At 58.0% G+C, this 24,233-nt stretch carries 21 protein-coding genes and 1 tRNA gene; 10 read left to right on the top strand and 12 right to left on the bottom strand.

The window, feature by feature from the left end:
- The first annotated feature begins 15 nt into the window (after nt 1–15).
- Complete coding sequence (gene yidC, locus QZ487_RS04205; protein ID WP_296023449.1) at nt 16–1,779, top strand: membrane protein insertase YidC; 1,764 nt, start codon at nt 16–18, stop codon at nt 1,777–1,779.
- A gap of 3 nt (nt 1,780–1,782) precedes the next feature.
- A complete protein-coding gene (yihA, locus tag QZ487_RS04210; protein WP_285976523.1) occupies nt 1,783–2,454 on the top strand; it encodes a ribosome biogenesis GTP-binding protein YihA/YsxC in 672 nt (223 codons plus the stop codon).
- 12 nt (nt 2,455–2,466) lie between these two features.
- On the opposite strand, the gene QZ487_RS04215 is transcribed toward yihA, so the two are convergent.
- A complete protein-coding gene (locus QZ487_RS04215) occupies nt 2,467–2,886 on the bottom strand; it encodes a VOC family protein (protein ID WP_285976524.1) in 420 nt (139 codons plus the stop codon).
- Nucleotides 2,887–2,988: 102 nt separating this feature from the next.
- Here QZ487_RS04215 and QZ487_RS04220 point away from each other — a divergent pair, with 102 nt between their 5' ends.
- From QZ487_RS04220 to QZ487_RS04235, 4 genes are read left to right on the top strand one after another with little or no spacing between them, the layout of a single operon-like run.
- Entirely contained in the window at nt 2,989–3,657 is a 669-nt protein-coding gene (locus tag QZ487_RS04220) for a glutathione S-transferase family protein (protein WP_296023450.1), read from the top strand.
- Nucleotides 3,654–4,538, top strand: a complete 885-nt coding sequence (locus tag QZ487_RS04225; protein WP_296023452.1) for a S1/P1 nuclease — start codon at nt 3,654–3,656, stop codon at nt 4,536–4,538. Before QZ487_RS04220 ends, QZ487_RS04225 begins: the two co-directional genes overlap by 4 nt.
- Nucleotides 4,535–5,668, top strand: a complete 1,134-nt coding sequence (gene dapE / locus QZ487_RS04230) for a succinyl-diaminopimelate desuccinylase (protein ID WP_296023453.1) — start codon at nt 4,535–4,537, stop codon at nt 5,666–5,668. Before QZ487_RS04225 ends, dapE begins: the two co-directional genes overlap by 4 nt.
- Before the next feature lie 21 nt (nt 5,669–5,689).
- Entirely contained in the window at nt 5,690–6,925 is a 1,236-nt protein-coding gene (locus QZ487_RS04235) for a dicarboxylate/amino acid:cation symporter (RefSeq protein WP_296023454.1), read from the top strand.
- Nucleotides 6,926–7,155: 230 nt separating this feature from the next.
- Here the strand turns inward: QZ487_RS04235 and QZ487_RS04240 are convergent, their stop codons facing one another.
- The 3 genes from QZ487_RS04240 to dapB all read right to left on the bottom strand — a co-directional run bounded on the left by QZ487_RS04240 (nt 7,156) and on the right by dapB (nt 8,757).
- On the bottom strand, nt 7,156–7,284 hold the full coding sequence (locus tag QZ487_RS04240; RefSeq protein WP_296023456.1) for a hypothetical protein: 129 nt from the start codon (nt 7,282–7,284) through the stop codon (nt 7,156–7,158).
- Between the two features lie 71 nt (nt 7,285–7,355).
- Nucleotides 7,356–8,006: an endonuclease III gene (gene nth / locus QZ487_RS04245; protein ID WP_296023457.1), complete on the bottom strand. Its 651-nt coding sequence runs from the start codon at nt 8,004–8,006 to the stop codon at nt 7,356–7,358.
- Between the two features lie 10 nt (nt 8,007–8,016).
- Nucleotides 8,017–8,757 carry a 4-hydroxy-tetrahydrodipicolinate reductase gene (gene dapB, locus QZ487_RS04250; RefSeq protein ID WP_296023459.1) on the bottom strand — a complete coding sequence of 247 codons (741 nt, stop codon included), beginning with the start codon at nt 8,755–8,757 and terminating at the stop codon, nt 8,017–8,019.
- A gap of 35 nt (nt 8,758–8,792) precedes the next feature.
- Between dapB and QZ487_RS04255 the strand changes: the two genes are divergently transcribed.
- Together QZ487_RS04255 and QZ487_RS04260 are read left to right on the top strand one after the other, a co-directional pair.
- Nucleotides 8,793–9,491: an NAD-dependent deacylase gene (locus tag QZ487_RS04255; RefSeq protein ID WP_285976531.1), complete on the top strand. Its 699-nt coding sequence runs from the start codon at nt 8,793–8,795 to the stop codon at nt 9,489–9,491.
- 207 nt (nt 9,492–9,698) lie between these two features.
- On the top strand, nt 9,699–11,435 hold the full coding sequence (locus QZ487_RS04260) for an amidohydrolase family protein (RefSeq protein WP_285976532.1): 1,737 nt from the start codon (nt 9,699–9,701) through the stop codon (nt 11,433–11,435).
- Between the two features lie 148 nt (nt 11,436–11,583).
- Here QZ487_RS04260 and QZ487_RS04265 read toward each other — a convergent pair whose 3' ends face one another.
- The 6 genes from QZ487_RS04265 to QZ487_RS04290 form a co-directional block, all read right to left on the bottom strand.
- The gene (locus tag QZ487_RS04265) at nt 11,584–12,207 is read right to left on the bottom strand and encodes an isochorismatase family protein (protein WP_285976533.1); all 624 of its coding nucleotides are present in this window, start codon (nt 12,205–12,207) and stop codon (nt 11,584–11,586) included.
- Nucleotides 12,208–12,262: 55 nt separating this feature from the next.
- The gene (locus QZ487_RS04270; protein ID WP_285976534.1) at nt 12,263–13,444 is read right to left on the bottom strand and encodes a CoA transferase; all 1,182 of its coding nucleotides are present in this window, start codon (nt 13,442–13,444) and stop codon (nt 12,263–12,265) included.
- Nucleotides 13,444–15,339 carry a hydantoinase B/oxoprolinase family protein gene (locus QZ487_RS04275; protein WP_285976535.1) on the bottom strand — a complete coding sequence of 632 codons (1,896 nt, stop codon included), beginning with the start codon at nt 15,337–15,339 and terminating at the stop codon, nt 13,444–13,446. Before QZ487_RS04275 ends, QZ487_RS04270 begins: the two co-directional genes overlap by 1 nt.
- Nucleotides 15,340–15,343: 4 nt before the next feature.
- A complete protein-coding gene (locus tag QZ487_RS04280; RefSeq protein WP_296023461.1) occupies nt 15,344–17,401 on the bottom strand; it encodes a hydantoinase/oxoprolinase family protein in 2,058 nt (685 codons plus the stop codon).
- 23 nt (nt 17,402–17,424) lie between these two features.
- On the bottom strand, nt 17,425–18,333 hold the full coding sequence (locus QZ487_RS04285; protein ID WP_296023462.1) for a hydroxymethylglutaryl-CoA lyase: 909 nt from the start codon (nt 18,331–18,333) through the stop codon (nt 17,425–17,427).
- A 118-nt stretch (nt 18,334–18,451) separates the two neighbouring features.
- The gene (locus QZ487_RS04290; RefSeq protein ID WP_296023463.1) at nt 18,452–19,099 is read right to left on the bottom strand and encodes a GntR family transcriptional regulator; all 648 of its coding nucleotides are present in this window, start codon (nt 19,097–19,099) and stop codon (nt 18,452–18,454) included.
- Between the two features lie 259 nt (nt 19,100–19,358).
- Here QZ487_RS04290 and QZ487_RS04295 point away from each other — a divergent pair, with 259 nt between their 5' ends.
- Nucleotides 19,359–21,881 (top strand): TonB-dependent receptor, encoded by a 2,523-nt coding sequence (locus QZ487_RS04295; protein WP_296023464.1) that lies wholly within the window; start codon nt 19,359–19,361, stop codon nt 21,879–21,881.
- Nucleotides 21,882–22,071: 190 nt separating this feature from the next.
- On the opposite strand, the gene QZ487_RS04300 is transcribed toward QZ487_RS04295, so the two are convergent.
- Nucleotides 22,072–22,147, bottom strand: a tRNA-Lys gene (locus QZ487_RS04300).
- A gap of 42 nt (nt 22,148–22,189) precedes the next feature.
- Nucleotides 22,190–22,693, bottom strand: coding sequence for a 2-amino-4-hydroxy-6-hydroxymethyldihydropteridine diphosphokinase (gene folK, locus QZ487_RS04305; RefSeq protein WP_296023466.1), 504 nt, complete (start codon nt 22,691–22,693; stop codon nt 22,190–22,192).
- Nucleotides 22,694–22,795: 102 nt separating this feature from the next.
- On the opposite strand from folK, the gene QZ487_RS04310 reads away from it, so the two are divergent.
- Entirely contained in the window at nt 22,796–24,226 is a 1,431-nt protein-coding gene (locus QZ487_RS04310) for a M20/M25/M40 family metallo-hydrolase (protein ID WP_296023467.1), read from the top strand.
- The last annotated feature ends 7 nt before the right edge of the window (nt 24,227–24,233 follow it).

Consider the following 24,233-nt stretch of genomic DNA (forward strand, 5'->3'; position numbering starts at 1 on the left):
GCACGGACATTCATCTTGGACAATCAGCGTAATCTATTGCTCGCGGTAGCACTTTCCGGCCTGCTCATCCTCGGTTGGGACCTGGGCATGCGGTATTTCTATCCGCAAGCCTCGCTTTCGGGACAGACCGAAGTGGTCGCGACCGGGAACGAAGCGCCAGCCACTGTTACCGCTCCGGGCAGCATTGAAACAGGCACTGCGGCGTCCGTTGCACCTGTGGATTTGGCCACCGCGCTTGCTGCGCCCGAACGTGTCCGCATTGCTGCACCGCGCGTCGAAGGATCGATCAATCTGGTCGGTGCGCGGATCGACGATATCGAGCTGAAAGATCACCGTGCGATTGTCGATGAAGACAGCGGCCCGGTTCAGCTATTCGCGCCGCAAGGCACGCCGGAACAGTATTTCGCCCAGTTCGGCTGGGTCGGGCAGGGCGTAACGCTGCCAACCGCCAACACTGTCTGGCAGGCTTCAGGAGAAGCTCTGACGGCTGATAACCCGGTCACGCTGACGCATGACAATGGTGAAGGGCAGACTTTCACCATCACGCTGTCAATCGATGACAACTACATGATCACTGCACAGCAGGCGGTGTCCAACAACGGTGCTGGTCCGATTGTGGTTCGCCCGTTTGGTTTGATCAACCGTACTTCGGCGACCGCCAGTGCGAGCACTTTTATTGCGCATGCTGGCCCGATGGGTGGGTTTGGTGACACGATCGAATATGGTCCTGACTATGACGATCTGATCGAAGATGGCACGCACACACCTGAAGGCGGTGCGCCAGATTGGCTGGGCTTTTCCGATATCTATTGGCTCGGTGCGCTGATCCCTGGCGAGGGCGGCGATGCCACAGCCGGGTACCGTTCGCTCGGCAACAACATCTTCCGTGCAGACCTGATTTACGCGCCGGTGACGGTGCCTGCGGGTAGCAGCGTGACCAGTTCGTCAAAGCTCTTCGCAGGTGCCAAAGAAAGCGCGCTGCTCGATAGTTATCGCGACAATCTGGGGATCCAGAATTTCGGCAAAGCGGTCGATTGGGGCTGGTTCGAATGGTTCGTGAAACCGATGCTGTGGTTGCTGCGTACGCTGTACGAATTCCTCGGTAACTTCGGTGTCGCGATTATCGCGTTGACGGTCATTATTCGCGGTCTCCTGTTCCCGATTGCGCAAAAACAATTCGCCAGCATGGCCGCGATGAAAGCTGTTCAGCCGAAGATGAAGGCGATCCAGGATCGCTACAAGGACGACAAGCAGAAGCAGCAGCAAGAGGTGATGAAGCTGTACAAGGATGAGGGGGTCAACCCGCTCGCCGGCTGTTTGCCGCTGCTGATCCAGATCCCGATCTTCTTCGCGCTTTACAAGGCACTGATCCTTGCGATCGAAATGCGCCACAAGCCTTTTATCTTTTGGATCGAAGATTTGTCTGCGCCCGATCCGGCAAAGATCCTGAACCTGTTTGGCTTGTTGCCGTTTGACCCACCGGGTTTCCTTGGAATTGGCGTTCTGGCCGTGTTGCTGGGCATTACCATGTGGGCAACGTTCAAGTTGAACCCGACTGCGATGGACCCGGTTCAGCAGCAGATCTTCAACTTCATGCCGTGGATCCTGATGTTCGTGATGGCACCTTTCGCGGCTGGACTGCTGCTATACTGGGTAACGTCCAACTTGCTCACACTCGCGCAGCAGAAATATCTCTATTCCAAGCATCCGCAATTGCGGGCGCAGGCAGAGAAGGACAAGGCCGAGCAAGAGCGAACCAAAGCGCGCGAAGGCAAATAGGCAGTGAGCCCGGAGGAGCAGAAAGCGCAGGAATACCGCGAACGGGCAGCGTCCAAGCTGTTTTCCGGGCGTGTGGACTTCCTGCTGTCTGCCCCCCAGCTCAAGTTCCTGCCTGAACCGACTGTGCCGGAGATCGCCTTTTGCGGGCGTTCCAATGTTGGCAAGAGCTCGCTTCTGAATGCGCTGACCGGGCGCAAGGCGATTGCGCGCGCTTCGGTGACGCCGGGCCGCACGCAAGAACTCAATTTCTTTGAAGTTGGCGAACCCACATTGTTCCGTCTGGTTGACATGCCCGGCTATGGTTTCGCCAAGGCTCCACCCAAAGTGGTCGAGAAATGGAAGCGGCTCGTTCGCGACTATTTGCGCGGGCGCCAGGTGCTGCAACGCAATCTTGTGCTTGTCGATAGCCGCCACGGGCTGAAAGACGTCGATCGCGAGATGATAAAGATGCTCGATGAAAGCGCCGTCGGCTATCGCATCGTCCTGACCAAGGCGGACAAGATCAAGAAGTCAGAGCTCGACAAGACGGTTGCTGCCGTGTCGGCAGAAGCGAAGAAACACATCGCGGCTTTCCCGCGAGTGCACGTGACCAGCAGTGAGAAGGGCATGGGGATTGCTGAATTACGCGCTGCAGTGATTGAGGATGCGCTGGGCGCTGATTGGGCCGACAGCTAGGTCGCAAACCGGCTATTTTGCGAATAACTGGGCATCGTCCGCGAAGGCTTTGAACTCCAATGCATTGCCTGCTGGATCGCGAAAGAACATCGTTGCCTGTTCGCCCGGCTGGCCTTTGAAGCGCACAGTTGGCTCGATCACGAACTCGGTTCCTGCGGTGCGCAAACGATCCGCCAGCGCCTGCCAATCCTCCATCGTCAGTACGATGCCGAAATGCGGCACAGGCACACCGAGCCCATCAACGTGATTGCTGGCACGGTCTCCTGCTTGCCCCGGTGCGAGATGCGTGACGATCTGGTGTCCGTAAAAATCGAAGTCGATCCATTCGTCTGAACTGCGCCCCTCCGCACACCCCATCACACTGCCATAAAAATCGCGCGCTGCGGCAAGATCGTCGACCGGAAAGGCCAAGTGAAATGGGCGCAATGACATCTGACAAATGCTCCTTTTTGCGCATCCCAGCCTGTTCAGGCTCGACAGCGAATAAATGAACACTTAGGGCAAGCGAGCATTCAAGCGCAAGGTGGAGCATTCATGAAACTGATTATCGGCAACAAGAATTATTCGAGCTGGTCCTTGCGCGGTTGGCTGGCGGCCAAACAATCAGGGCTCCATTTCGAAGAGATCATCGTCCCGATGTTCGGTGAGGAATGGCAGCAGAAGAAACAAAGCGAAGATGGCGGGATGATGCCCTCGCATGGCAAGGTTCCGATCCTGTGGGATGGAGACACTGTTGTGTGGGACAGTCTCGCGATCATGGAATATCTCAGCGACAAGGTTGGCCGCGACCGCTTCTGGCCCAAGGACGAAAGCGCTCGGGGAATGGCGCGGGCTATTGTGGCAGAGATGCACAGCTCGTTCGGTTCGCTTCGCCGCGAATTGCCGATGAACGTACGCCGCCGGTTCGAATTGCAGTCGGTCAACGATGAAACCAAGCAAGACGTTGTGCGGATATTATCACTGTGGGCAGAGGCCCGATCTCGCCATGGCAGCGGCGGACCCTTCCTTTTCGGCACATATGGCGCGACTGACATCTTCTATGCGCCGATCGTTTCTCGCTTCATAACCTATGGCATTGGCGTTCCCGGCTTCGCGCAAGCCTATATGGAAGCCATTTGGGAGCATGAGTGGACGCAGGAATGGATTTCTGCTTCCGAGAATGAAGAATGGGTGATCGAACAATACGAGACAGTCGGCGAATGATGCAGCGCGCCATCGGTAGCTTGGTAGCGGCGCTGGCGTTACTTGTCGCTCCTGTGCAGGCCGGAGCCTGGGGTTTTTATGCGCATGGTGTGACGGCAGACATCGCCTACGCCAATGTCAGCCCGCAAACTCGCGCCAAGATCAACGAACTCTTGCGACAAGAGGCTATGCTGGGCACGCCTGAATGCCGGATACGCACGATCGCGGAGGCTTCGGTTTGGCCCGATTGTGTGCGCAACACCTTGTGGCGCTGGGGTTATACCGCAGCCTGGCACTATCGCACGACACCGATTTGCGAAGCATACAATCCGCGCGCCAATTGTTCGGGCGGGAACTGTGTGACGGCGCAGATCGAACGCAGCCATCGCATTCTGGCAGATGAAAGGCTGCCCGCGCATATTCGCCTCGAAGCACTTGCCTTCATGGTGCATTTCGCAGGCGATATTCACATGCCGCTCCATTCGGGCGACAAGGATGACCGCGGCGGCAATGACCGCGTGACCGATTATGGAATTGTGCCGGACCGCAATCTGCATTCGATCTGGGATGGCCCACTGGCAGAACGCGCCATCACTACCGGGCCGGACAAGGTGCTGCGGCGTTATTCGGCTGAGGAACGCAAAGAACTGGGCGGAGGAACCCCGGCGGACTGGGGCCGCGAAAGCTGGCAGATTTCGCGTGATATAGTCTACCCCAATGCCTTCGATGTGGATGATCCCTGCGCGAGCGATTTGCCCAGTGAAACCGCACTGACGCAGGATGACATTGTCGAAGCAGGGCCGGTAGCGCGCCGCCGGGTGCAGCAAGCGGGCATTCGTATCGCGGAACTGCTGGAGAGCGCCTTTGCGCCCGGCCCCCTGCCAGTCGAGGATCGCCGATGAGCGCTGCTCTCGACTATGCGCAGCGGCTGATCGGCGCTCAGAGCGTAACGCCAGCAAGGGGCGAAGTGTTCGATGTGTTGGAGCAGATGCTGACGCCGCTTGGTTTTGCCGTGCACCGTTTCACGCGCGGCGATGGCGAGGAAGGATTAGACGAGGCACCGGTCGAAAACCTGTTCGCCATCCGGCACGGACCGGAAGGCGCGAAGCATTTCGCCTTCGCAGGGCACGTTGATGTTGTACCGCCGGGTGAAGGTTGGGCGAGCGCGCCGTTTGAGCCTGAAATTCGCGGCGATCTGCTCTACGGACGCGGCGCGGTGGACATGAAAGGCGCGATCGCAGCGATGGTTGCGGCGGTCGCCGATGTCCCGCCAGAGTCCGGAACGATCAGTTTCATCATCACCGGTGATGAAGAAGGCCCCGCGCTGCATGGGACACGCGCCTTGATCGATTACATGCACGAGCAAGGCATTCAGCCTGACCTGTGCCTGGTGGGCGAGCCGACCAGCGTGAATCAGTTGGGCGATATGATGAAAATCGGACGACGCGGCTCGGTCAATATCTGGCTCGAGGTCGACGGCACACAAGGGCATGTCGCCTATCCGCATCTGGCCGACAATCCGTTGCCGCGCATGGTCACAATCTTGTCCGAGCTTAACAAGCTGCATCTTGATGACGGCACGGACTGGTTTCAGCCAAGCAATCTCGAAATCACCGAAGTCGATGTGCCCAATCGCGCGCACAACGTCATTCCGGCCAAGGCCAAGGCACGCATTTCAATCCGCTTCAATGATCAGCATTCGGGCGCATCGCTTTCGAAGCGCGTGGTTGAGATTGCAACGAAGCACGGCGGTACCGCGCGGCCGGTTATTTCCGGCGAACCCTTCCTGACCCCGCCGGGAGTTTTCTCCCACATCATTTCACAAGCGGTTGAGGCCGAAACGGGTCTGAAGCCCGAAGCCTCGACTACGGGTGGCACATCCGATGCGCGGTTCCTGCGCGCTGTATGCCCGGTGATCGAGTTCGGGCTTTGCAACGCCACCATGCACAAGCGCGACGAAGCGGTTGCAGTGGCTGACCTCGACACGCTAAGCCGTATTTACGCACGCATTGCGCAAGCCGCGCTGGCATAAAACACAACGAGAGGGGCGCTCATGAAAGCCTGGTTTGCAATTCCACTTTGGCAGCGCGTGATTGGCGCGTTGATCCTGGGCACCCTGACTGGCTGGTTCTGGGGGCCGGGCGCGGAAAGTATCAAGATCATTGGCGATATCTTTATCGCTTTCATCAAGATGCTGGTCGTCCCGCTGATCTTTTTCAGTCTGGTCGCGGGCGTGGCCAGCATTGGCGATCTGCGCAAGCTCGGCAGCGTCGGCTGGCGCGCCTTATTGCTGTTCGTTGTGACAGGCCAGATGGCTGTATGGCTCGGCCTTGGCCTTGGCACCTTTATGCAGCCAGGGGCGGGCGTTGATACTTCCTCTATCGATATGGGAGCCGTTCCCCCACCGAACGATACGAGCTGGCGCGAGATGTTGCTGGGCATCGTCCCCCAGAGCCCCGTTCAGACAATGGCGGACGTCAACGTACTTCCGTTGATCGTGTTTTCTCTGCTGCTCGGCATTGGTATCCTGATGGCGAAGGAAGAAGGCGAACCGGTTCAGCGGATCTTCGATTCCGGTGCGGTCATCATGCAGAAAGTCACGATGATTGTGATGGAGCTAACGCCGTTCGGTGTCTTTGCGCTGATGGCTTGGGTGGCCGGCACGCTTGGCCTGGACGCGCTTGGCGCACTCGGCAAGCTGGTGTTCCTGAACTACCTCGGCTGTTTGCTCATCATTGGTCTGATCTATTCCTCGATGATCAAATTCATCGCCAAACTGCCTGTGATCGATTTCTTCCGCGGGATCGTGGATGCGATCGCTGTCAGCTATTCGACTGCTAGCTCCAACGCCACGCTGCCGGTGACGCTGCGCTGCGCCGAGCGCAATCTGGGGATCAGCAATTCGGTTGCCAGTTTCGTGATTTCATTGGGTGCGACGATCAACATGAACGGCACCGCAATGTATCTGGGGCTCGCAACACTATTCGGGGCGCAGATCTTCGGTGTGGATCTAAGCTGGGGCGATTATTTCCTCATTTCGATCCTTGCGACACTTGGCGCAATCGGCGCAGCCGGCATTCCGGGCGCTGGCCTGATCATGATGGCTCTCGTGTTTGGCGCTGTGGGTGTGCCGCTCGAAACGATCGCTTTCGTGGCGGGCGTTGACCGGATCATGGACATGATGCGCACCACCACCAATGTCAGTGGTGACGCGGCAGTGGCAACGACTGTTGCCAGCCTGACGAACGAGATTGACCGTGCCGAAATGATCAGCGCGGATGATGTCTAGGGCCTAGTCGGGTTCGGCAGCTTCGGCTTCAGGCCGGGCTGTTTCATCGGCTTTGCCTGGCTCTTCGGTAGGCAGCTCCTCTTCGGGGCCAACCGCCTCTAACTGTGCTTCTTCAGGAGCCGCGGGCTCGTCTCCCGGGCAATTCAGCTTGCACCGCGCAGAAGCCGAATTACGTAGCCGCCCACTGACCCGGATCGTGGCGCCGTTGATACTGCCGCGAACTGCGTTGCCTAGCCCGCTTGACGCCCGCCCGGTGCCAGCGCCACAGCTCCTTCAGCTGCGGCCTGCGCATGAGCTGAACTGGCAGTGGCGCTCGCAACAGTGACGGAAACCGCGGCGAGAATAATGCGGCCAATCATGGGCAATCCGCCCTTCGTCCAGGGGGATGATTGTGGACCTTGCGCGCAGACTTGGTAAATGGCGCGCCAGATCAACGCCCCTTCGGTTTCTCCAGCACTTTCTTGCGGAAGCTGCAAAGATCAACCAATTGGCATCGCCAGCATTCGGGCGTGCGCGCTTTGCAGGTGTAGCGGCCGTGCAGGATCAGCCAGTGATGTGCGTGTAGGCGAAACGGTTGCGGTACACGCTTTTCTAGCTTCTCTTCCACTTTCTCTGGCGTCTTGCCTTTGGCCAATCCCGTGCGATTGCCAACCCGCAGGATATGCGTATCGACCGCGAAGGTCTCCTGCTTGAACCAGCAATTGAGCACGACATTGGCGGTCTTGCGACCCACACCGGGCAGCCGCACCAGATCTTCGCGCGTGTCCGGCACTTCACCGCCATAATCGTCAATCAACAGTTGGCTGAGTGCGATCACGTTCTTTGCCTTGGAATTGAACAGCCCGATGGTCTTGATGTGCTCGATCAATCCGTCGAGCCCGAGGTCGAGCATTTGCTGCGGCGTTTTCACCTTCTGAAACAGCGCGCGCGTTGCCTTGTTCACCCCGATATCGGTGGCTTGCGCGGATAGCGCTACGGCCACGACCAGCTGATAGGCATTGCCATATTCCAGCTCTGTCTCTGGTTCGGGATTGTCTTCGGCCAAGCGGCGGAAGAACTCAAAAATCTGGTCTTTCGTCATGGTGGTTCGATTAGAGCCCCAGCACTTGCGCCATGGTGTAACGGCCCGGCGCTTTGCCGATCAGCCATTCCGCACCGCGCACTGCACCGCGGGCAAAGATCATCCGGTCCTCTGCGGTGTGCGACAGCGTAATGCGCTCTTCATTGCCGGCAAAGATAACGCTGTGCTCCCCAGCCACGGTCCCGCCGCGCAGGGTTGCAAAACCAATCGCACCCTCGCGCCGTGCGCCGGTTTGCCCATGTCGCCCGCTGTCCATGGTATCGGACAGGGAAACCCCGCGTGCTTCGGCTGCCGCTTCGCCCAACAGCTTGGCCGTACCCGATGGTGCGTCAACCTTGGCCCGGTGATGCATCTCCAGAATCTCGATATCCCAGCCCTGGCCCAGCTTCGCCGAAGCTTCGCGCACGAGATGCGCGAGCAGCGTTACGCCCAGCGAGGTATTGCCCGTCTGCAGCACAGGGATGGTATCGGCAGCCTCTGCCAGCATTACGCAATGGTCTTGTTGTAGCCCTGTTGTCCCGACCAGGATCGGGATACGCGCGGTCTTGGCTGCGTCGAGATTTTCCTGCAGCGCTTCGGGTGCGGAAAAGTCGACAAGCACATCGCATTGCGTCGCTAACGGTACCGGATTGCCGCCGGCATCCACACCAATCTGCATAGTATGGCCGGCCTCCGCGATCACAGCTGCCAAAGCGCGGCCCATCCGTCCCTTGTACCCGATCACGCCGAACCGCTTTGCAGAATCTGTCATTGCCTTGCCTCCGTTTCGCGTGCTTCATGCGGCAGATGAATGACATTCGCAATATCGTGATCCTGACCGGAGCCGGCATATCGGCTGAAAGCGGGATCGATACGTTCCGCGATGCCGGCGGATTATGGGAGCAGCACCGGGTGGAAGACGTCGCCACGCCAGAGGGTTTTGCGCGCGATCCCGACCTCGTGCTGGGTTTCTACGACATACGGCGCGAAGCGCTGAGCCAGGTGAAGCCAAACGCGGCGCATCAAGCTCTCGCCCGGCTGGATGCTGAATGGTCTGGCGAATTGTTGATCGTCACGCAGAATGTCGATGACCTGCATGAAAGGGGCGGCGCAAAGCGCGTGCTCCATATGCATGGCGAGCTCAAGAGTGCGCTGTGCCTTTCATGCGAGATGCGCAGCCCGTGGGATGCGCCAATGTCTAATCGCCCTCCATGCCCAGTTTGTCAGGCTCCGTCGCTACGGCCCGATGTCGTGTGGTTTGGCGAGATGCCTTATCAGATGGAGATGATATACGCGGCGATCCGAGAGGCTGACTTGTTCGTCAGCATTGGCACCAGCGGCGCGGTTTATCCTGCAGCGGGCTTTGTGCGCGACGCAAGGGAGCTGGGTGCGCAAACGCTGGAGCTTAATCTGGAGCGGAGCGAAGGCTCACATTGGTTCGACGAATCGCGCCAGGGGCTGGCAGGCGAACTAGTGCCTGCATGGGTGGAAGAGACGCTGCGATGAAGCGCGGACCGGGACAAAGCGAACGGTACTTTTAAAGCGTGGCGGCTATCGACATTAAACTAAGCTAGCTCAGCGCCCGTTTTTGGGGTGGAAAGCGGAAGGTGAACAGAAGATCCAATCTTGTACCCGCTCCCGATCCATTATGTTCCATGCAAGTTTGCCCAGCATCGCGCGATCGACTAGCTAAGACGTGAGAGGAGTTGGGGCATGAAATACTGGTTCTTAGCCGTACTGCTAGTGTGTGTTGGGAGCGTCAGTCCGGTTCATTCGGAGAGCGGGCCGATCGGCTCAACCTACGACAACGTAGTCGTTTACGAGGCTGATAAAATCATCACGATGGAGCCTGGCTATCCCGAAGCCAAGTATGTCGCTGTTTCCGATGGCATCGTACTCGCTGTTGCGGAGAATCTGGAAGAACTCGCGGCGTGGACCGATGGACGGCGTGTAACGGTCGACCGCCAATTTGCATCGCAAGTCCTCATGCCCGGCTTTGTCGAGCCTCATATTCATCCGATGCAGACGATCATGATGCTGCCGCTTCCGTTTATCAGTCCAGAGGCTTGGGACTTACCGGGGCGCCATTATCCTCGCGTAACAGGCGAGGAAGAGTATGAGGCACGGCTGCGCGAAGCGCTTGCAGAGAGCGAAGAGAAATTATTCATCACCTGGGGGCATCACCGCCTTTTTCATGGGGAAATGACCAGGCAGAAGCTCGATGCAATCGCGTCCGAACGCGCCGTGGTTATTTGGCAGCGTAGCTTCCACGAGATCATCGCCAATACCAAGGCGCTCGAAATGCTCGAAATCGGAACGCGCGATGCTTTTGAAGCCGAGTTCAATCGGCCCGGCATTGATCCGTCCCATGCCGACTTTGAAACCGGCGTGATCCATGAGACCGCCTTGTTCAATGGCGTCGAGAAGTTGCGCCCTTACCTTTTCTCTCCGGAGAAAGTGAAACAAGGTCTGGCCGAAATGCGCCAGATGATGCTGGAGAACGGCGTCACAACAAGCGCCGATCTCGCTTTTGGTGGTTTTGGTGGAATCGATGCAGAGGCGCCGCTGTTCAAAAGCCTTTATGATCGGGACGACACACCTTCTCGTATCCTCGCAATACCGGTTGCCCCGGTTGTTGAAGGTGACCCGAATGCGTGGCTAGCAGCAACAAGCGCGAAATATGGTAGCGACAAATTCTTTTTCTCCGACCGTGTAAAACTGTTTGCTGACGGCGCATTCTTTGCGCAGTTCATGCAGATGAAGCCGCCCGGCTACAGCGATGGACACGAAGGCAAATGGATTACCGAACCGGATGTTCTTGAAGAACAGGCAGAGCGTTTTTGGGAGGAGGGATGGAGCCTGCACACCCATGTGAACGGTGACAAAGGCGTTGATGTCGTGCTTGGCATTCTTGAGCGCCTCTCGACACGCGAGGCACAGGACCGCGTGCTCGAACATCTGGGCTATTCAACCGAAGCGCAAAATCGGCGAATTGGCGAGATGCAATTGATGGTTTCCGCGCAGCCGAATTACATCCGCATTCTAGGTGATGCCTACGCCCGATACGGCCTCGGCCCTGATCGAGCAGCTCAGATGAACCGCCTGGGCTCACTCGAACGCAAAAAAGTGCCAATCGGCCTTCACAGCGATTTCAACATGGCCCCGATTGACCCTCTCTATCTGGCATGGGTCGCAAGCACTCGGATTACGCTCGAAGGAAATGAAAAGGCTCCAGAGGAGCGGCTTAGTCTGCACAAGGCCTTGCGTGCGATAACGATTGAGGCGGCGCAGGTCATCGGGCTTGACGATCAAGTCGGGAGCATCGCGTCAGGCAAAAAAGCGGACTTCGTAGTGCTAGATCGTGACCCCTTTGCGAGCGGAGCAAGAGCGTTGAACGACGTGCAGGTTCGCGGCGTCATTTTTGAAGGCAGATGGTTCGCTGCACAATGAAAATCAGCCACTCCAGTTGAATGCCGGTTCGGCTAATCGAAGCGATGCATTCAGTTGGTAATGTGAGCGTGTTAGATTATCCGCAAATGGGTCGTTACCAGACGGTCCGCTATTGTTAGATTGCATGACAAGGCAGCCGGAGCCATCGTTACAAAACGTTCAAATGAGCGATAATCTCCTCCTCGGAGACAACGTCGGCATATTTGGCCTGCATATCGAAAAGGTTTGCTTCGTGCGGCTCTGAATGGCGATCGCCGCATGCGTCACGCACAACCGTCGTGATGAATCCATGCGACATGGAATCGACGCAGGATGCGCGAACGCATCCGCTGGTGGTCAGGCCTGTCAGGATCACATTATCGACGCCCATCGCGGTCAGAGTTGAGGCGAGCGATGTGCTGAAAAATGCGCTGGGATACTGCTTTGAAATAACCAGCTCGTTTTCAGTTGGCGTCAATCCCCTGGGCCAGTCACCCATCGGGTTGCCCCGGAGGAAATTGCGCAGCGGGCGTACTTTTTCGAAGAAGCGGCCACCATCAAGCCCGCCGTCCTGATACACGACATTGGTCAGGATCACGGGTATGCCCACTTTGTGTGCGGCCTCGCGCACGCGCAAGGCAGACTGCAGTGCGTCATCGACATCGGCGAAGAGATCACAATCGGGATCGAAATAGGCCTCGACAAAATCGATCATCAGCAAAGCCGGTGAGGTGCCGAACCCGGCCTTGCCGCCATAAGCCTTGGCGTAATTGGCATCGAGAGAATCGGACATTATTCAGTCTCGCTATTGGTCTTGCACCACAGCCTGGTGTCGGAAAGGCTGGATGTCAGATGACACCAGCATCCGCCATAGTATCGATCATCTGCGTGTCATAGCCAAGCAGTTCGGACAAAACCTCATGGTTCTGTTGGCCCGGCTTTGATGGTGCGGGGCGGCGCACTCCCGATGGAGTTTGCGACAGTTTGGGAAACGCGTTCTGCATTTTCAGCTTGCCGCGAGTTTCGGTCTCAACCTCGATGATCGCCTGGCGCGCCTGAAAATGCGGGTCAGCGATCATGTCTGGCGCGCGATATACGCGCCCAGCCGGGATCGAATGGTCAATCATCGACTGTTCGACTTCATCAACGGTCAGCGTGCCGGTCCAGGCATTCACCAGCTCATCCAGTTCGATCTGGTTTTTCCCGCGCGCGATATGCGTGGCGTATCTCGGATCGCTTGCCAATTCGGGTTGACCCATCGCCTGCGCCAGCCGGGCAAAGATTTCGTCCTTGTTCGCGCCGATCATGAAATGCCCGTCCTTGCACCTGTAGACATTTGACGGGGCAATACCGGGCAAGATCGAGCCGGAACGTTCGCGGATAAAGCCATTGCGGTCATATTCGGGCACCAGGCCTTCCATCACTTGCAATACGGCCTCGTAGAGCGCGGTATCCACCACCTGGCCCTGGCCTGTCTTCTCGCGGTGATGCAACGCGGCGAGCACGCCCATGCAGCCATAGGTGGCGCACAGCGTGTCGCCGATAGAGATGCCCATGCGCGCGGGCGGCCGGTCAGGGTCGCCGACAATATAGCGCCACCCGCCCATCGCCTCGCCAATTCCGCCAAAGCCGGCGCGGTTCGAATAGGGGCCATCCTGCCCGTAACCAGACATGCGCGCGATGATCAGTCCGGGGTTTTCAGCCAGAAGGCTTTCCGGCGAAAGCCCCCATTTCTCCATCGTTCCGGGCTTGAAATTCTCGACCAGTACATCTGCCTTCGCGATCAGCTTGCGGGCCAGCTCCTGACCTTCGGGAATACGCAGATTGCAAGTGACAGAGCGCTTGTTGCGGGCAATGACTTCCCATTGCACCTTCTCTTCGCCCTGGCCCCACAGGCGCATCGGATCGCCCGCACCAGGTGGCTCGATCTTGATAACGTCAGCGCCCATGTCGCCCAGCAATTGGCCGCAGAATGGTCCGGCCAGAAGCTGGCCCATCTCGACCACGCGAATATCATCAAGCGCACCCACTATTCGGCTGCCTCGCGTATCTGAGTGTGGCTCCAGACCGGCTGAATCGGTGCGGGCAGGCCGGTTTCCTCTTCGCATCGCGCGCGCAGATCATCGATTGCCGGACCGTAGTCGAACAGCGGCAGCTCGCCGCGTTTGGCCTTGATCTCAGCGCGCAGAGCTTCTGTTGCGGCGCTGTCGATCACGCCGTTCTCGTCCGCGACTACGCCATAGTGCTTGGCGCCTTCGGGCGTGACGAGACCTTGGCGAATTTCCAGCCCGACCAGCTCTGGATCGCGATCCAGCGGGTCGCCCCAGCCACCACCACCCCAGGTGATGTAATGCAAGAGATCGCCCTCTTTCACCGGCACATCTTCCACTTTGTTGCCCACGATTTCAGTCGTGCCATCCGCGCGTTCGAGCACTTTTCTGGCGCGCATGCCCGGATGCCCGCCATTGACGCCCCAAGGGGGCACGAACCAACGGTCATCATGCACAGCGATCTCGCCATCGGCCAGAAAGCGGTAGGTCATGTGAATACCATTGCCGCCGCGGTGCAGGCCTGCGCCCCCGCTGTCGGGTTCGGTTGAATATCGCTCGATCCGCAGCGGGAAGTACTTCTCCAGGAATTCGTTAGGGACATTGGTAAAGCCCGGCCACAGCGAATGCCCGTCCGGCCCATCGCCCAGCGGTCTGCCCGGGATGCCTCCAAAGCCGATCTGGAACAGCTGGAACCATTCACCTTCGCTGGCTGGCCGGTTGTCCCAGCCGGAGTAGAACAGATGCGGCGATGAGCTGAAGCCTGCAGCGTTGAGGAATTCCGGCGTGCCTTGGCCCAGCAGTCCGCCCAGAATGTCAAAAATCCGGCCCAGCGCATGGGTGCGGCCAGACAATGCAGCCGGGAATTGCGGCTTCAGCAGCGATCCTTCGGGAATGCGAACCTCGATCAGATCGTAGAAGCCATCGTTGAACAGGATCTGCGGATCGAAGACCATGATCATGTAGATGCCGAAGAACATCTTGAACATGTTCTCGTTGAGCAGGAAGTTGATCGAGGCGGCGGATTGCGGATCGGTGCCGTCGAAGTCGAGAATGACCTTGTCGCCTTCGCGCCACATGGTGCATTTGATCTTGTACGGGCCAAATCCCTTGCCGTCGTCGCAGATATAGTCTTCGAAACTGACCGGCTTTTCCGCGACAGCTTGCGACAACAAGGCCTTCATCGCGCGGTGGTTGCGCGCCAGCAATTCCTGCGTTGCCGAGACATAGACATCATCGCCAAACCGCTCCGCCATTTCGACCACGCGTTTGGCGGCCACCCGGCAGCTGGCGATCAGCGCGTTGAGATCTGCCTGACACCAGTCGGGCTTGCGCGTCTGGTGCATGACGAGTTTCATCAGGTCTTCATTATATTCGCCCTTCTTCCAGATCTTGACCGGTGGAATACGCACGCCTTCCTCGAAAATCGAGCTTGCACCGATTGGCATAGAGCCGGGTACCGATCCGCCGATATCCGACTGGTGACCGAACATAGCTGTAAAGGCGATCAGCCGCCCGTCCTTGAACACCGGCAACAGCACCAGCCAGTCATTCGAGTGGCTGACCGCACCGTCACATGAATAAGGGTCTGACAGGAAGATCATGTCACCATCTTCCAGCGTGCCGTCGAAACCCTTTAGGAAGCCATCGATGAAGCTGCCGAACTGGCCGACGATCATCTTGCCCGATGGGTCAGCGATCAGGGGGAAGGCATCACCCTGTTCGCGAATACCGGGGCTCATCGCGGTGCGTACCAGCGTGGCGTCCATCTCGATCCGCGCATTGCGCAAGGCGTTCTCGATAATGTCGAGCGTAACCGGGTCTATTTCGATCTTCTCGAACGGGATGTCATTGGTTTCAATGATCTGTGCTGGCATCGGTTCAGCCCTCCTGCACGGGATTGATAAGGATGTTGCCGACGGCATCGACTGTGGCAATGCAGCCGCTTTCGACCAGCGTGGTTGAGTCCATTTCTGTGATGATCGCGGGGCCGGGGATCACATTGCCCTGGCGAAGCAGAGCGCGGTCGTAGATCACTGCAGCTTGTTCCTTGCCATCCATCCACAGCGTGTGATCGCGTATCTTCGCAGCCGAAGGATCGTCACCGCCTTTGGGCAGTTCGGCGGCGGGTAGAGCCGGCGCTTCACCTAGAGCCACCGCGCGCAGGTTCACAATTTCGTGCGGGGTATCCATGTTGAATGTGAAAAGCCGCAAATGCTCCTGGTCGAATCGGGCTAGAATGCCTTCGATCCCATCCGTTGCAAGCACGGCCTTGTCGATTGTCAGCGGCACTTCGAAGGCTTGACCGGCATAGCGGATGTCGACTTCGAATTGCGTCGTGATCTGTTCCTCGGGCACACCGTCAGCCAGCAATTCCCGGCGCGTTTGAGCCGCCATTTCATCTAGCACCGCCTCAAGGTCAGCGATGCTGGTGTCCTTGGCGAGTTTTGAGAAGCTGCGCGCGGTTTCGGTGCGCATTTGCGTGGTCGCATCGCCCAGTGCGCATAGCACTCCCGGCGAAACAGGGGACACGGCAGGCCAGCTACCCATCAGCTTGGCAACGGCGTTCACGTGTAACGGGCCAGCACCGCCAAAGCCCATCAGCGCGAATTCGCGCGGGTCATAGCCTTGCTGAACGCTGATCATGCGCAGCGCGCCGAACATGTTCTCGTTCACAATGTCGATGATGCCGCGCGCGGCCTCCATCAAACCGATGCCCAGCGCATCGGCAATGGTCTGTACCGCTGCCTTCGCGCCTTCGCGGTCAAGCTTGAACGAACCGCCCAGCAAATCCTCGGGCAGATAGCCGAGCACGACATTGGCGTCGGTGACGGTCGGCAGAGTGCCACCCTTGTTGTATGCGACGGGGCCCGGCACTGCGCCTGCGCTTTCCGGGCCAACGCGCAAAGCCTTGGTCAGTTCAGGGACGTGCGCGATCGAGCCGCCGCCAGCGCCCACTGTTTTCACATCGAGCGCGGAGGCACGGACAGACAAGTGGCCGACCTCTGTCGTGCGCACGCGGCGTGCTTCCAAACCTTCGATCAGCGCCACGTCCGTCGATGTGCCGCCGACGTCGAGCGTCAGAATGTTGGAAAGGCCCGCGTTCTTGCCCACCCATTTGGCACCGGTCACACCGCCGGCTGGGCCGGACATCAGGATGTTGACCGGGTGTTCTTCTGCCTTGTGGCTGCTCATCAAACCGCCATCAGAGCGCAGCAGCGAGAGTTTGCCTTCCAGCCCTTCGTCTTCCAGCTTGTTACGCAGGTTGGATACATATTTGCTCACCACCGGTCGCACGGCCGCATTGGCCACGGTTGACAGTGTGCGCTCATATTCCTGCATTTCGGGCAGCACTTCATGGCTGAGCGAGACAGGGATACCGGGCAGCACCTCTTCCGCGATCTCGCCGATGCGCTTTTCATGCGCCCCGTTGACGTAAGCGTTGATCAGGCTGACGGTCAGCGCTTCGATGCCCTGCCCCTTGAGCTTGTGCAGCGCTGCACGCACTGCCTCCTCGTCCAGCTCGCGAACCACCGCGCCATCCGCGCTCATGCGTTCGGGCACCTCGACCGTATCTTCCAGATGCGCGAGCGGTTGCGGCTTGGGCCACACAATCCATGCCGCCAGTCCGCCAGGCACAAAGCTGCGCGCGATCTGCATGATGTCGCGGTAGCCCTCGGTGGTGACCAGGCCGACCTTCGCGCCCTTGCCTTCCAGCACGGCATTGGTCGCGACAGTGGTTCCATGCAGGAAGTAGGCAATGTCGCTAGCAGATACGCCTGCTTCGGCGGTGATCGCCTTGACCCCGTTGAGGATCCCCTCAGAGCTATCGTGCGGTGTCGAAGGTGTCTTGTGCCGCCAGAATTTGCCGCTTTCTTCGTCGAATAACAGCAGATCGGTGAATGTTCCGCCTACATCGACGCCCAAACGATAAGTCATACTCTCTCCGTGACGTGTGTCTGTCAGGCCGCGCGTGCGACCATGGATGGCAATTGCCGGCCCAGCTTTTCAGCGAACCAGTGGTTGGTTGTAATGGCTGCCTCCAGATCGACGCCGCTGTCGATCCCTGAATGCTCCATCATGTAAATCAGGTCTTCGGTAGCGATATTTCCGGTCGCCTTGGGGGCAAACGGGCATCCGCCAAGGCCGCCCAGCGATGCGTCGAAGATAAGCACGCCCGCTTGATAGGCCGCCCAAGCATTGGCGATACCAGTGCCACGGGTGTTGTGAAAATGCGCCCGCATCGGGATTTTTCCGCCGAGCAATTCGCCAAGCTTGCCGAACAGATCGCTCACCTGTGCTGGCGTGCCCACTCCGATTGTGTCGGCCAGCGCAATCTCTTCCGGGGCTTCAGCGGCCATCTCTTCGGCGATCTGCAGCACTGTTTCCGGCTTTACTTCACCTTCGAATGGACAGCCGAACGCTGCGCTGATCGTGATCTGCGCGCGTATTCCCTCTGCCTTGGCGAAGCGGATCATGTCGCGGTTCTCCGCGATCCCTTCTGCGATGGTTTGCCCCTGGTTTTTCTGGCCGAAGGTGTCGCTGGCCACCAGTACACAGCCGATCTGGTCGATCCCCCTTTTGCCGCCTTCGCGGGTTGCGATCCCGCGCATCACGCCGCGTTTGTTCAGGGCCAGCCCGATGTAGGTTGCATCGGCGCGATCAGGCAGGCCGGCAATCACATCTTCCGCATCGGCCATTTGCGGCACGCGCGCCGGGTGCACGAAGCTTGCGACCTCAAGCCGACGCGCGCCGAAACCAAGCATGCGCTCGATCAACTCGAGCTTGCTTCGCGTCGAGATGATGTCCGGTTCGTTTTGAAGCCCGTCGCGCGGACCGACTTCGACCAATTCAATCGCATTGTGCGTCATCTGAGTCGCTCTGTGAGACGGTTAGGGATCGCGCCTGATACGCAAATTGTATACAAATGCAAATAGACAGTTTTTGGCAGGCGTGAATCCTCTGTCAGTCATTTTAGGGCGGGTAGCATCATTCCGCGGCCTCGGTAGCATCAGCAAATGTGTGGAAGGCACGGCGCAAATGGCTGCCCATCACCGCACGCGCCCAGCTGGCATCGGCGGCGCGAAAGGCCGAGATGAGCTCGTCGTGGTCGCGCGCCGACTGCTGCAGATCATTGATCGAGTAATTGCGCGCAGTTCGCAGCACCACGGGCGTTTCGACCAGCATCGCCAGAACCTGTTTCAGGCGCGGTGACTGCGCCGCATCGGTGATGATCTCGTGAAAAATGCGGTTCGCATTGAGGAAGCTTGCGACATCAGGTTCTGCCAATTCGACCGCTTCGTGGAGCTCGCGATTGACTTCCTCCAGATGGTCGATCTGCTCCTGTGTGATGCGCTGTGCGGCGCGCTCGGCAGCATGCCCTTCCAGCATTTGGCGCAGCGTGAACATCTCGTCGATGTCGTCGCGGCTCCAGTCGGCAACAAAGATGCGTTTTGATTCATTGCGCACCAGCAGCATCTCGCTCTCCAGGCGCCGCACTGCGTCGCGCACCGGTGTGCGGCTGACACCTGTTATCTCTGCCAGCCTTTCTTCGGTCAGCTGCTCTCCGGGCCAAACTTCGCCGCTCAGCAAATGGCCGCGGATCTTGTCATAGGCTGTGTCGGAGGCGCGGCTCATTTGGATGTACTCAGGGTAATCGGATCCAAAACTGTTCTGGCCACGCCATGCTGCGCGCTTTTCTCTGCGGTTCTCAAGACCAACCCCTCGGAAAGTTTTGACAAGACGTGTTGATTACGTGGCTGTTTTCGCTTGACGTACTTAAATTGTATACAATAGAGGGTTCGTCAAGAGAAATAAGTTTATTCTCGGCAGACGTTTTCGTCATTGCCTCCATAACACAGCCGATCTGCATAACGCGGCATAGGGAGTATAGAAGATGAGGAACTTCAAGGTCACACTCGCATCAGGCATCGCTCTTGGCGCACTGGTCACTGCAAACCCAACCATTGCGCAAGACTTCGGAGATAGCGCGGAAGCAGCCGAGGAAAGCAATGCCATCATTGTTACGGCGCGCCGGCAGTCTGAAACGCTGGCTGAAGTTCCGACGGCCATCACAGTTTTTACCGCTGATGCGCTGCAGAAGACGGGGATCCAGAAGGCGGATGAATTTGTACAGCTAACCCCAGGCGTAACGATTGTGACTGGCACAGCCGAAGCAGGCGATACGCAGATCAACATTCGCGGCATCAACGGTGCGCGCGATGCGGAAAGTTCTGTTGCGCTGGTGGTGGACGGTATCCTCAAAACCAATACCGCACAGCTTAACCAGGATCAGGGCACGCTACGTCAGATCGAAATTCTCAAAGGTCCGCAGGGCGCGCTTTATGGCCGCAATGCTGCAGCCGGTGCGGTTGTCATTCAGACATTGAAGCCTAGCAACCTCATGGAAGGCGGCGTCCGCGTTAGCGCAGCTGAAGACACTAGCTATTCGGCCAGCGGTTATGTCTCGACACCGCTTGGTGAAGGCGTGGGCCTGGTTGTTTCCGGCAGCTACTCTACTACTGACGGTTTCTATCGCGACGATTTCCAAAACGCCAACACCGTGGACTCTCAAGAGATCTGGTCGGTCGACGGACGCCTTGTTGCGGAAATCGGCCCTGGAACGGAATTGGACGTAAAGGCGCGCTATTCTGACCTTACCGGCAACGCGATCAATTTTAACGCTGCATTCCACTTGCCCAATTTCGCCGGTGTGAACCCCGCCTTCTTTGAAGATGTGAACGACCACCCGTTCAACTATTATTCGAATATCGCGTCGTTCAACGAGCAGCAGTCATTCGAAGTGTCGGCCAAGATCGAGCACGAGTTTGAAAGCGTCACCCTGACCGCCTGGGCGCTTTACAGCGATGTTGATCAGATCCTTGGCGCGGACGGTACATCAGCAGATTTCGCGCGCTTCATCCCGTTCCCCGCGCCAACGCAGACCGCAGCGGATGTGGCGGGACAGTGTTTTGCCACGACTGCGGCACTTACTGGCTACCCGGTCAATCAGCCGGGCTTCATCGGGCAGACACCCGTGCCGTTCATTTTCGATCCGGCTGCGGGCTCAACCTTCGGCCCGTATAGCCCGACGACATGCGACGGCACGCAGTTGCAGCTACGCGAGCAGACCGATGTCAGCGCGGAAATCCGCCTGGCATCGAACGATATCGGTCCGCTGCAGTGGCAGGTCGGCGCTTATTATCTCAACATCAGCCGTGAGACCGGCGTCAGCCTGGGCGCGGATCTGGGCAATGGGATCAGCCGTGATTTGTACAATGCACCGGGTACCGGAAACCCGACCACCCAGCTGTTCAATGATGATTTCTCAACTGATGTCTACGCACTGTTTGCTGCGGTTGATTATGAAGTAAGCGACCGGTTCGAAATCGGATTTGCTGGCCGTTATGACATCGAAGACCGCCGGGTCGACAATCTTGTTCCGACGATCGATGATCCGATCACCGGCGGACCGATCAATCCGGGGCAAGCCTTTGGCCCGATCCCTGACCAGTCGCGCAAGTTCAAACAATTTCAGCCCAAGATCTCGCTGCGCTATGCCTTGAGCGACGATATCAATGCATATGCTAACTGGGGTGTAGGCTTTAAGTCAGGCGGTTTCAACAACCAGGGTTCGGCCGCGATTGTCGACCAGGCGTTCAACCAGTTCATCGGCACCGATGTACTGATCGAAGATATCTTCCGCAAGGAAACCTCCAGCGCATTCGAGCTTGGTGTAAAGGGCAATGTTGCCGATGGCCGCATCACCTTTGACCTCGCGGGGTATCATACCACGGTCGATGACATGCAGTTCTTTGAATTCTTCGTGGGCGGGTTCGGCTTGCTGCGCGTGGTGTCGAACATCGATGAGGTCGAGATCTACGGCGCGGAAGCAAACCTCACTTTCGAGATTATCGATGGCTGGGATTTGTTCGGTTCGGTCAATGTGACAGAGAGCGAGATCAAGGAAAACGCCTCGCGCCCTGTTACGGTTGGCAATAAGTCGCCCTATACCGCTGATTACACCATTAACCTCGGTACGCAGGTCGATAAGCCGCTGAATAACAGCCTCGATCTGGTCATGCGCGCAGACTATCGCATCACTGGCCCGACCTGGTTCCACACTGTGCAGGAAAACACATCGCCAACATTGTTCAGCGGACTTTTGCCTATCTCCGCGCTCGCGCTGCCGGCTTTCGTCGGTGACGCGGATTACTCCATCACAGAGCGGGAAGCATTTGGGGTGCTTGATCTCCGGTTCGGTTTGGAAGGCGAGAATTGGAACATCACCGCATTTGCCGACAATTTGCTCAACCGCGAATATCTCAACGAAGTTATTCCGGCGATCGAATTTGGCGGATCGTTCAATTCGCCCGGCGGCCTGCGCCGGTTCGGAGTTGAGGTGGGATACGAATTCTGATTGGCCCAGCTTGAGATCGGGGGTGCGCCAGCGTGCCTCTATGGCCGCCACGCCATATTGAGGTTCTATGCCGGATCAATCCAGGCGAGCACCGAGCCTGTGCCTATTAGTGAAGGCGGCTATCACTGTGCGCGGATAATTTTCGCCACAATGGTGGCTATCGCCCTATTCATCGTTCGAGAGGAATGGGTGGTGAGCCGTGCTGGGGTCGAACCAGCGACCTACTGATTAAAAGTCAGTTGCTCTACCGACTGAGCTAACGGCCCACCTGATGCGCAACACCGTTCGGTAGCGTTGCACGAGGCGCGTCACCTAGGGGCAGGGCGCGGCTTGGTCAAGCGTGCATATAGCTGTGCGAGCGACAAATTTGTGATCGGGTCGCGCCAATCGTCCGCAATGGCGCTTGCTGGTCGCAAAACGAAGTCGCGGTTTCGGAATTCGGGATGCGGAATGATCAGCGAGTGACTCTCCCAGATGCCGCCCTCCCAAAGCACAATATCCAGGTCGAGCACACGCGCACGCCAACGCTGACCATGCGATTTGCGGCCAAAGATTTGCTCTGTGGCCTTCAGCAATTGCAGCAGCTCTTCGGGCTCGCGGTGTGTCTCGATAACAGCTGCGCCATTGGCGAATTTGCGCTGTGAAGGTCCAATGGGCTCAGTTGCAATGATGGGTGCAACCGCGTGGAATAGCAGTCCGAGGTCTTCCAAGACTTCGATCGCATTTTCCAGAACCCGTTTTGGCGCACCGTCGGAGACAGTCCGGACATTGGAACCAAGTGCGATCAGATAGAGGTGAGAGGGCTTCGCCATACCGTGTTGTAGCTTGCACGCCGAACGATGCAAACAATCCAAATCGACTTTGCTCGATAGCGCTGTTACGCAAAGGGAAGGGATATCGGTCAGGGGGGATAAATGAAGGCAATGTATTCGACTGGAGCGGCTCTGCTGCTCGCATCTGCTGCGGCGCAGCCTGTGCAAGCACACGATGGCCATGTTCAGGATCTGACGACCGAGCAACAGATTGCGATCAATATCTACCAAGACATTATCGCATTCCGCACGGCGCGTGGTCACCAACAGGTACCAGCCATGGTCAGCTATCTGACTGCGTGGCTTAAAGGAGAAGGCTTTGCCGATGAAGATGTAATGGTCACCAACTATGATAGCGATGGCGAGCCGACGCAGGGCTTGGTCGTGCGCTATCGCGGTGACGGGTCGTCCGGCAAGAAACCGCTCGTTTTGCTGGCGCATATGGATGTGGTCGATGCGCTGCCAGAGGATTGGGAGCGCCCACCGTTCAAGCTGATCATTGAAGATGACTATTTCTTTGGGCGCAGCACGCTGGACAACAAATATGGCGTGATGAACCTGACGCAGACTTTCTTGCGGCTGAAGCGCGAAGGCTGGACGCCAAATCGCGATCTTTACCTCGTGTTCTCCGGAGACGAAGAAACAGGGATGATCTCTACCCGTGCGCAGGCGAAATGGGTGGCAGAAAATGTCGATCCGGAGTTTGTGCTGAATAGCGACGCTGGCGGACTGGCGCTGGCTGACGAGTACACGCCGATGGCTATGCGCGTGCAGGCCGCGGAGAAGACGTTTGCCACATGGGAGCTGACTATCACTAATCCGGGCGGACACTCGTCGCGCCCCCGCAGCGACAATTCGATCTATGAACTGGCTGATGCGTTGACACGGGTCCGCGACCATAAATTCCCGGTTCGCGCAACCGCACTAACCCGCAGCTATTTTGCAGCCTTGGGGCAAAGCGTGCCGGGTGATCTGGGCGCAGCGATGCGTACTTTCGCTGACGACCCTGAAAATTCAGAGGCTATTGCCATGCTGCAATCCAATCCGGAGACTGTAGGCACGCTCGGAACGACTTGCATTGCGACTATGCTTCGCGCCGGACATGCCGAAAACGCCTTGCCGCAAAGCGCGACCGCGACCGTGAATTGCCGCATTTTCCCGGGCGTTGGTGCGGCTGCAACCGAAGCGAAGCTGAAAGAAGTCGTCGGTAATGACAATGTCGCCTTCAACCTGATCACGGATGTGACGGAAAGCCCCGAATCGCAATTGCGCGACGATGTGCGCGCGGCATTGGCGACCAGCCTGTTGGCTCGCTTCGGCAAGGAGATTCCGATCATTCCCTACATGGAATCCGGCGGGACTGATGGCATGCACTATCGCACGCTTGGGTATGACACTGTGGCCATCAGCGGTGCGGGCTCACGTCCGCAGGATATGTTTGCCCACGGCTTGAACGAGCGGATGTATGTGGACGCGTTCCTCAACGGCCTCGACCATTGGGTGATCATGTTGAAAGAACTCGCCGGAGACTGAACCCGGG

This window comes from uncultured Altererythrobacter sp., from assembly GCF_913057185.1.
GTDB lineage: Bacteria > Pseudomonadota > Alphaproteobacteria > Sphingomonadales > Sphingomonadaceae > Erythrobacter > Erythrobacter rubellus.

What these genes read in the sequence shown, in the direction of transcription:
- QZ487_RS04265 (WP_285976533.1), bottom strand. Translation starts at nt 12,207, where the DNA reads ATGTCCGATTCTCTCGATGCCAATTACGCCAAGGCTTATGGCGGCAAG.
- QZ487_RS04235 (WP_296023454.1), top strand. Translation starts at nt 5,690, where the DNA reads ATGAAAGCCTGGTTTGCAATTCCACTTTGGCAGCGCGTGATTGGCGCG.
- QZ487_RS04290 (WP_296023463.1), bottom strand. Translation starts at nt 19,099, where the DNA reads ATGAGCCGCGCCTCCGACACAGCCTATGACAAGATCCGCGGCCATTTG.
- QZ487_RS04240 (WP_296023456.1), bottom strand. Translation starts at nt 7,284, where the DNA reads ATGATTGGCCGCATTATTCTCGCCGCGGTTTCCGTCACTGTTGCGAGC.
- dapE (WP_296023453.1), top strand. Translation starts at nt 4,535, where the DNA reads ATGAGCGCTGCTCTCGACTATGCGCAGCGGCTGATCGGCGCTCAGAGC.
- QZ487_RS04225 (WP_296023452.1), top strand. Translation starts at nt 3,654, where the DNA reads ATGATGCAGCGCGCCATCGGTAGCTTGGTAGCGGCGCTGGCGTTACTT.
- QZ487_RS04255 (WP_285976531.1), top strand. Translation starts at nt 8,793, where the DNA reads ATGAATGACATTCGCAATATCGTGATCCTGACCGGAGCCGGCATATCG.
- QZ487_RS04295 (WP_296023464.1), top strand. Translation starts at nt 19,359, where the DNA reads ATGAGGAACTTCAAGGTCACACTCGCATCAGGCATCGCTCTTGGCGCA.
- QZ487_RS04220 (WP_296023450.1), top strand. Translation starts at nt 2,989, where the DNA reads ATGAAACTGATTATCGGCAACAAGAATTATTCGAGCTGGTCCTTGCGC.
- QZ487_RS04260 (WP_285976532.1), top strand. Translation starts at nt 9,699, where the DNA reads ATGAAATACTGGTTCTTAGCCGTACTGCTAGTGTGTGTTGGGAGCGTC.
- QZ487_RS04280 (WP_296023461.1), bottom strand. Translation starts at nt 17,401, where the DNA reads ATGACTTATCGTTTGGGCGTCGATGTAGGCGGAACATTCACCGATCTG.
- dapB (WP_296023459.1), bottom strand. Translation starts at nt 8,757, where the DNA reads ATGACAGATTCTGCAAAGCGGTTCGGCGTGATCGGGTACAAGGGACGG.
- nth (WP_296023457.1), bottom strand. Translation starts at nt 8,006, where the DNA reads ATGACGAAAGACCAGATTTTTGAGTTCTTCCGCCGCTTGGCCGAAGAC.
- QZ487_RS04275 (WP_285976535.1), bottom strand. Translation starts at nt 15,339, where the DNA reads ATGCCAGCACAGATCATTGAAACCAATGACATCCCGTTCGAGAAGATC.
- QZ487_RS04285 (WP_296023462.1), bottom strand. Translation starts at nt 18,333, where the DNA reads ATGACGCACAATGCGATTGAATTGGTCGAAGTCGGTCCGCGCGACGGG.
- QZ487_RS04310 (WP_296023467.1), top strand. Translation starts at nt 22,796, where the DNA reads ATGAAGGCAATGTATTCGACTGGAGCGGCTCTGCTGCTCGCATCTGCT.
- QZ487_RS04215 (WP_285976524.1), bottom strand. Translation starts at nt 2,886, where the DNA reads ATGTCATTGCGCCCATTTCACTTGGCCTTTCCGGTCGACGATCTTGCC.
- folK (WP_296023466.1), bottom strand. Translation starts at nt 22,693, where the DNA reads ATGGCGAAGCCCTCTCACCTCTATCTGATCGCACTTGGTTCCAATGTC.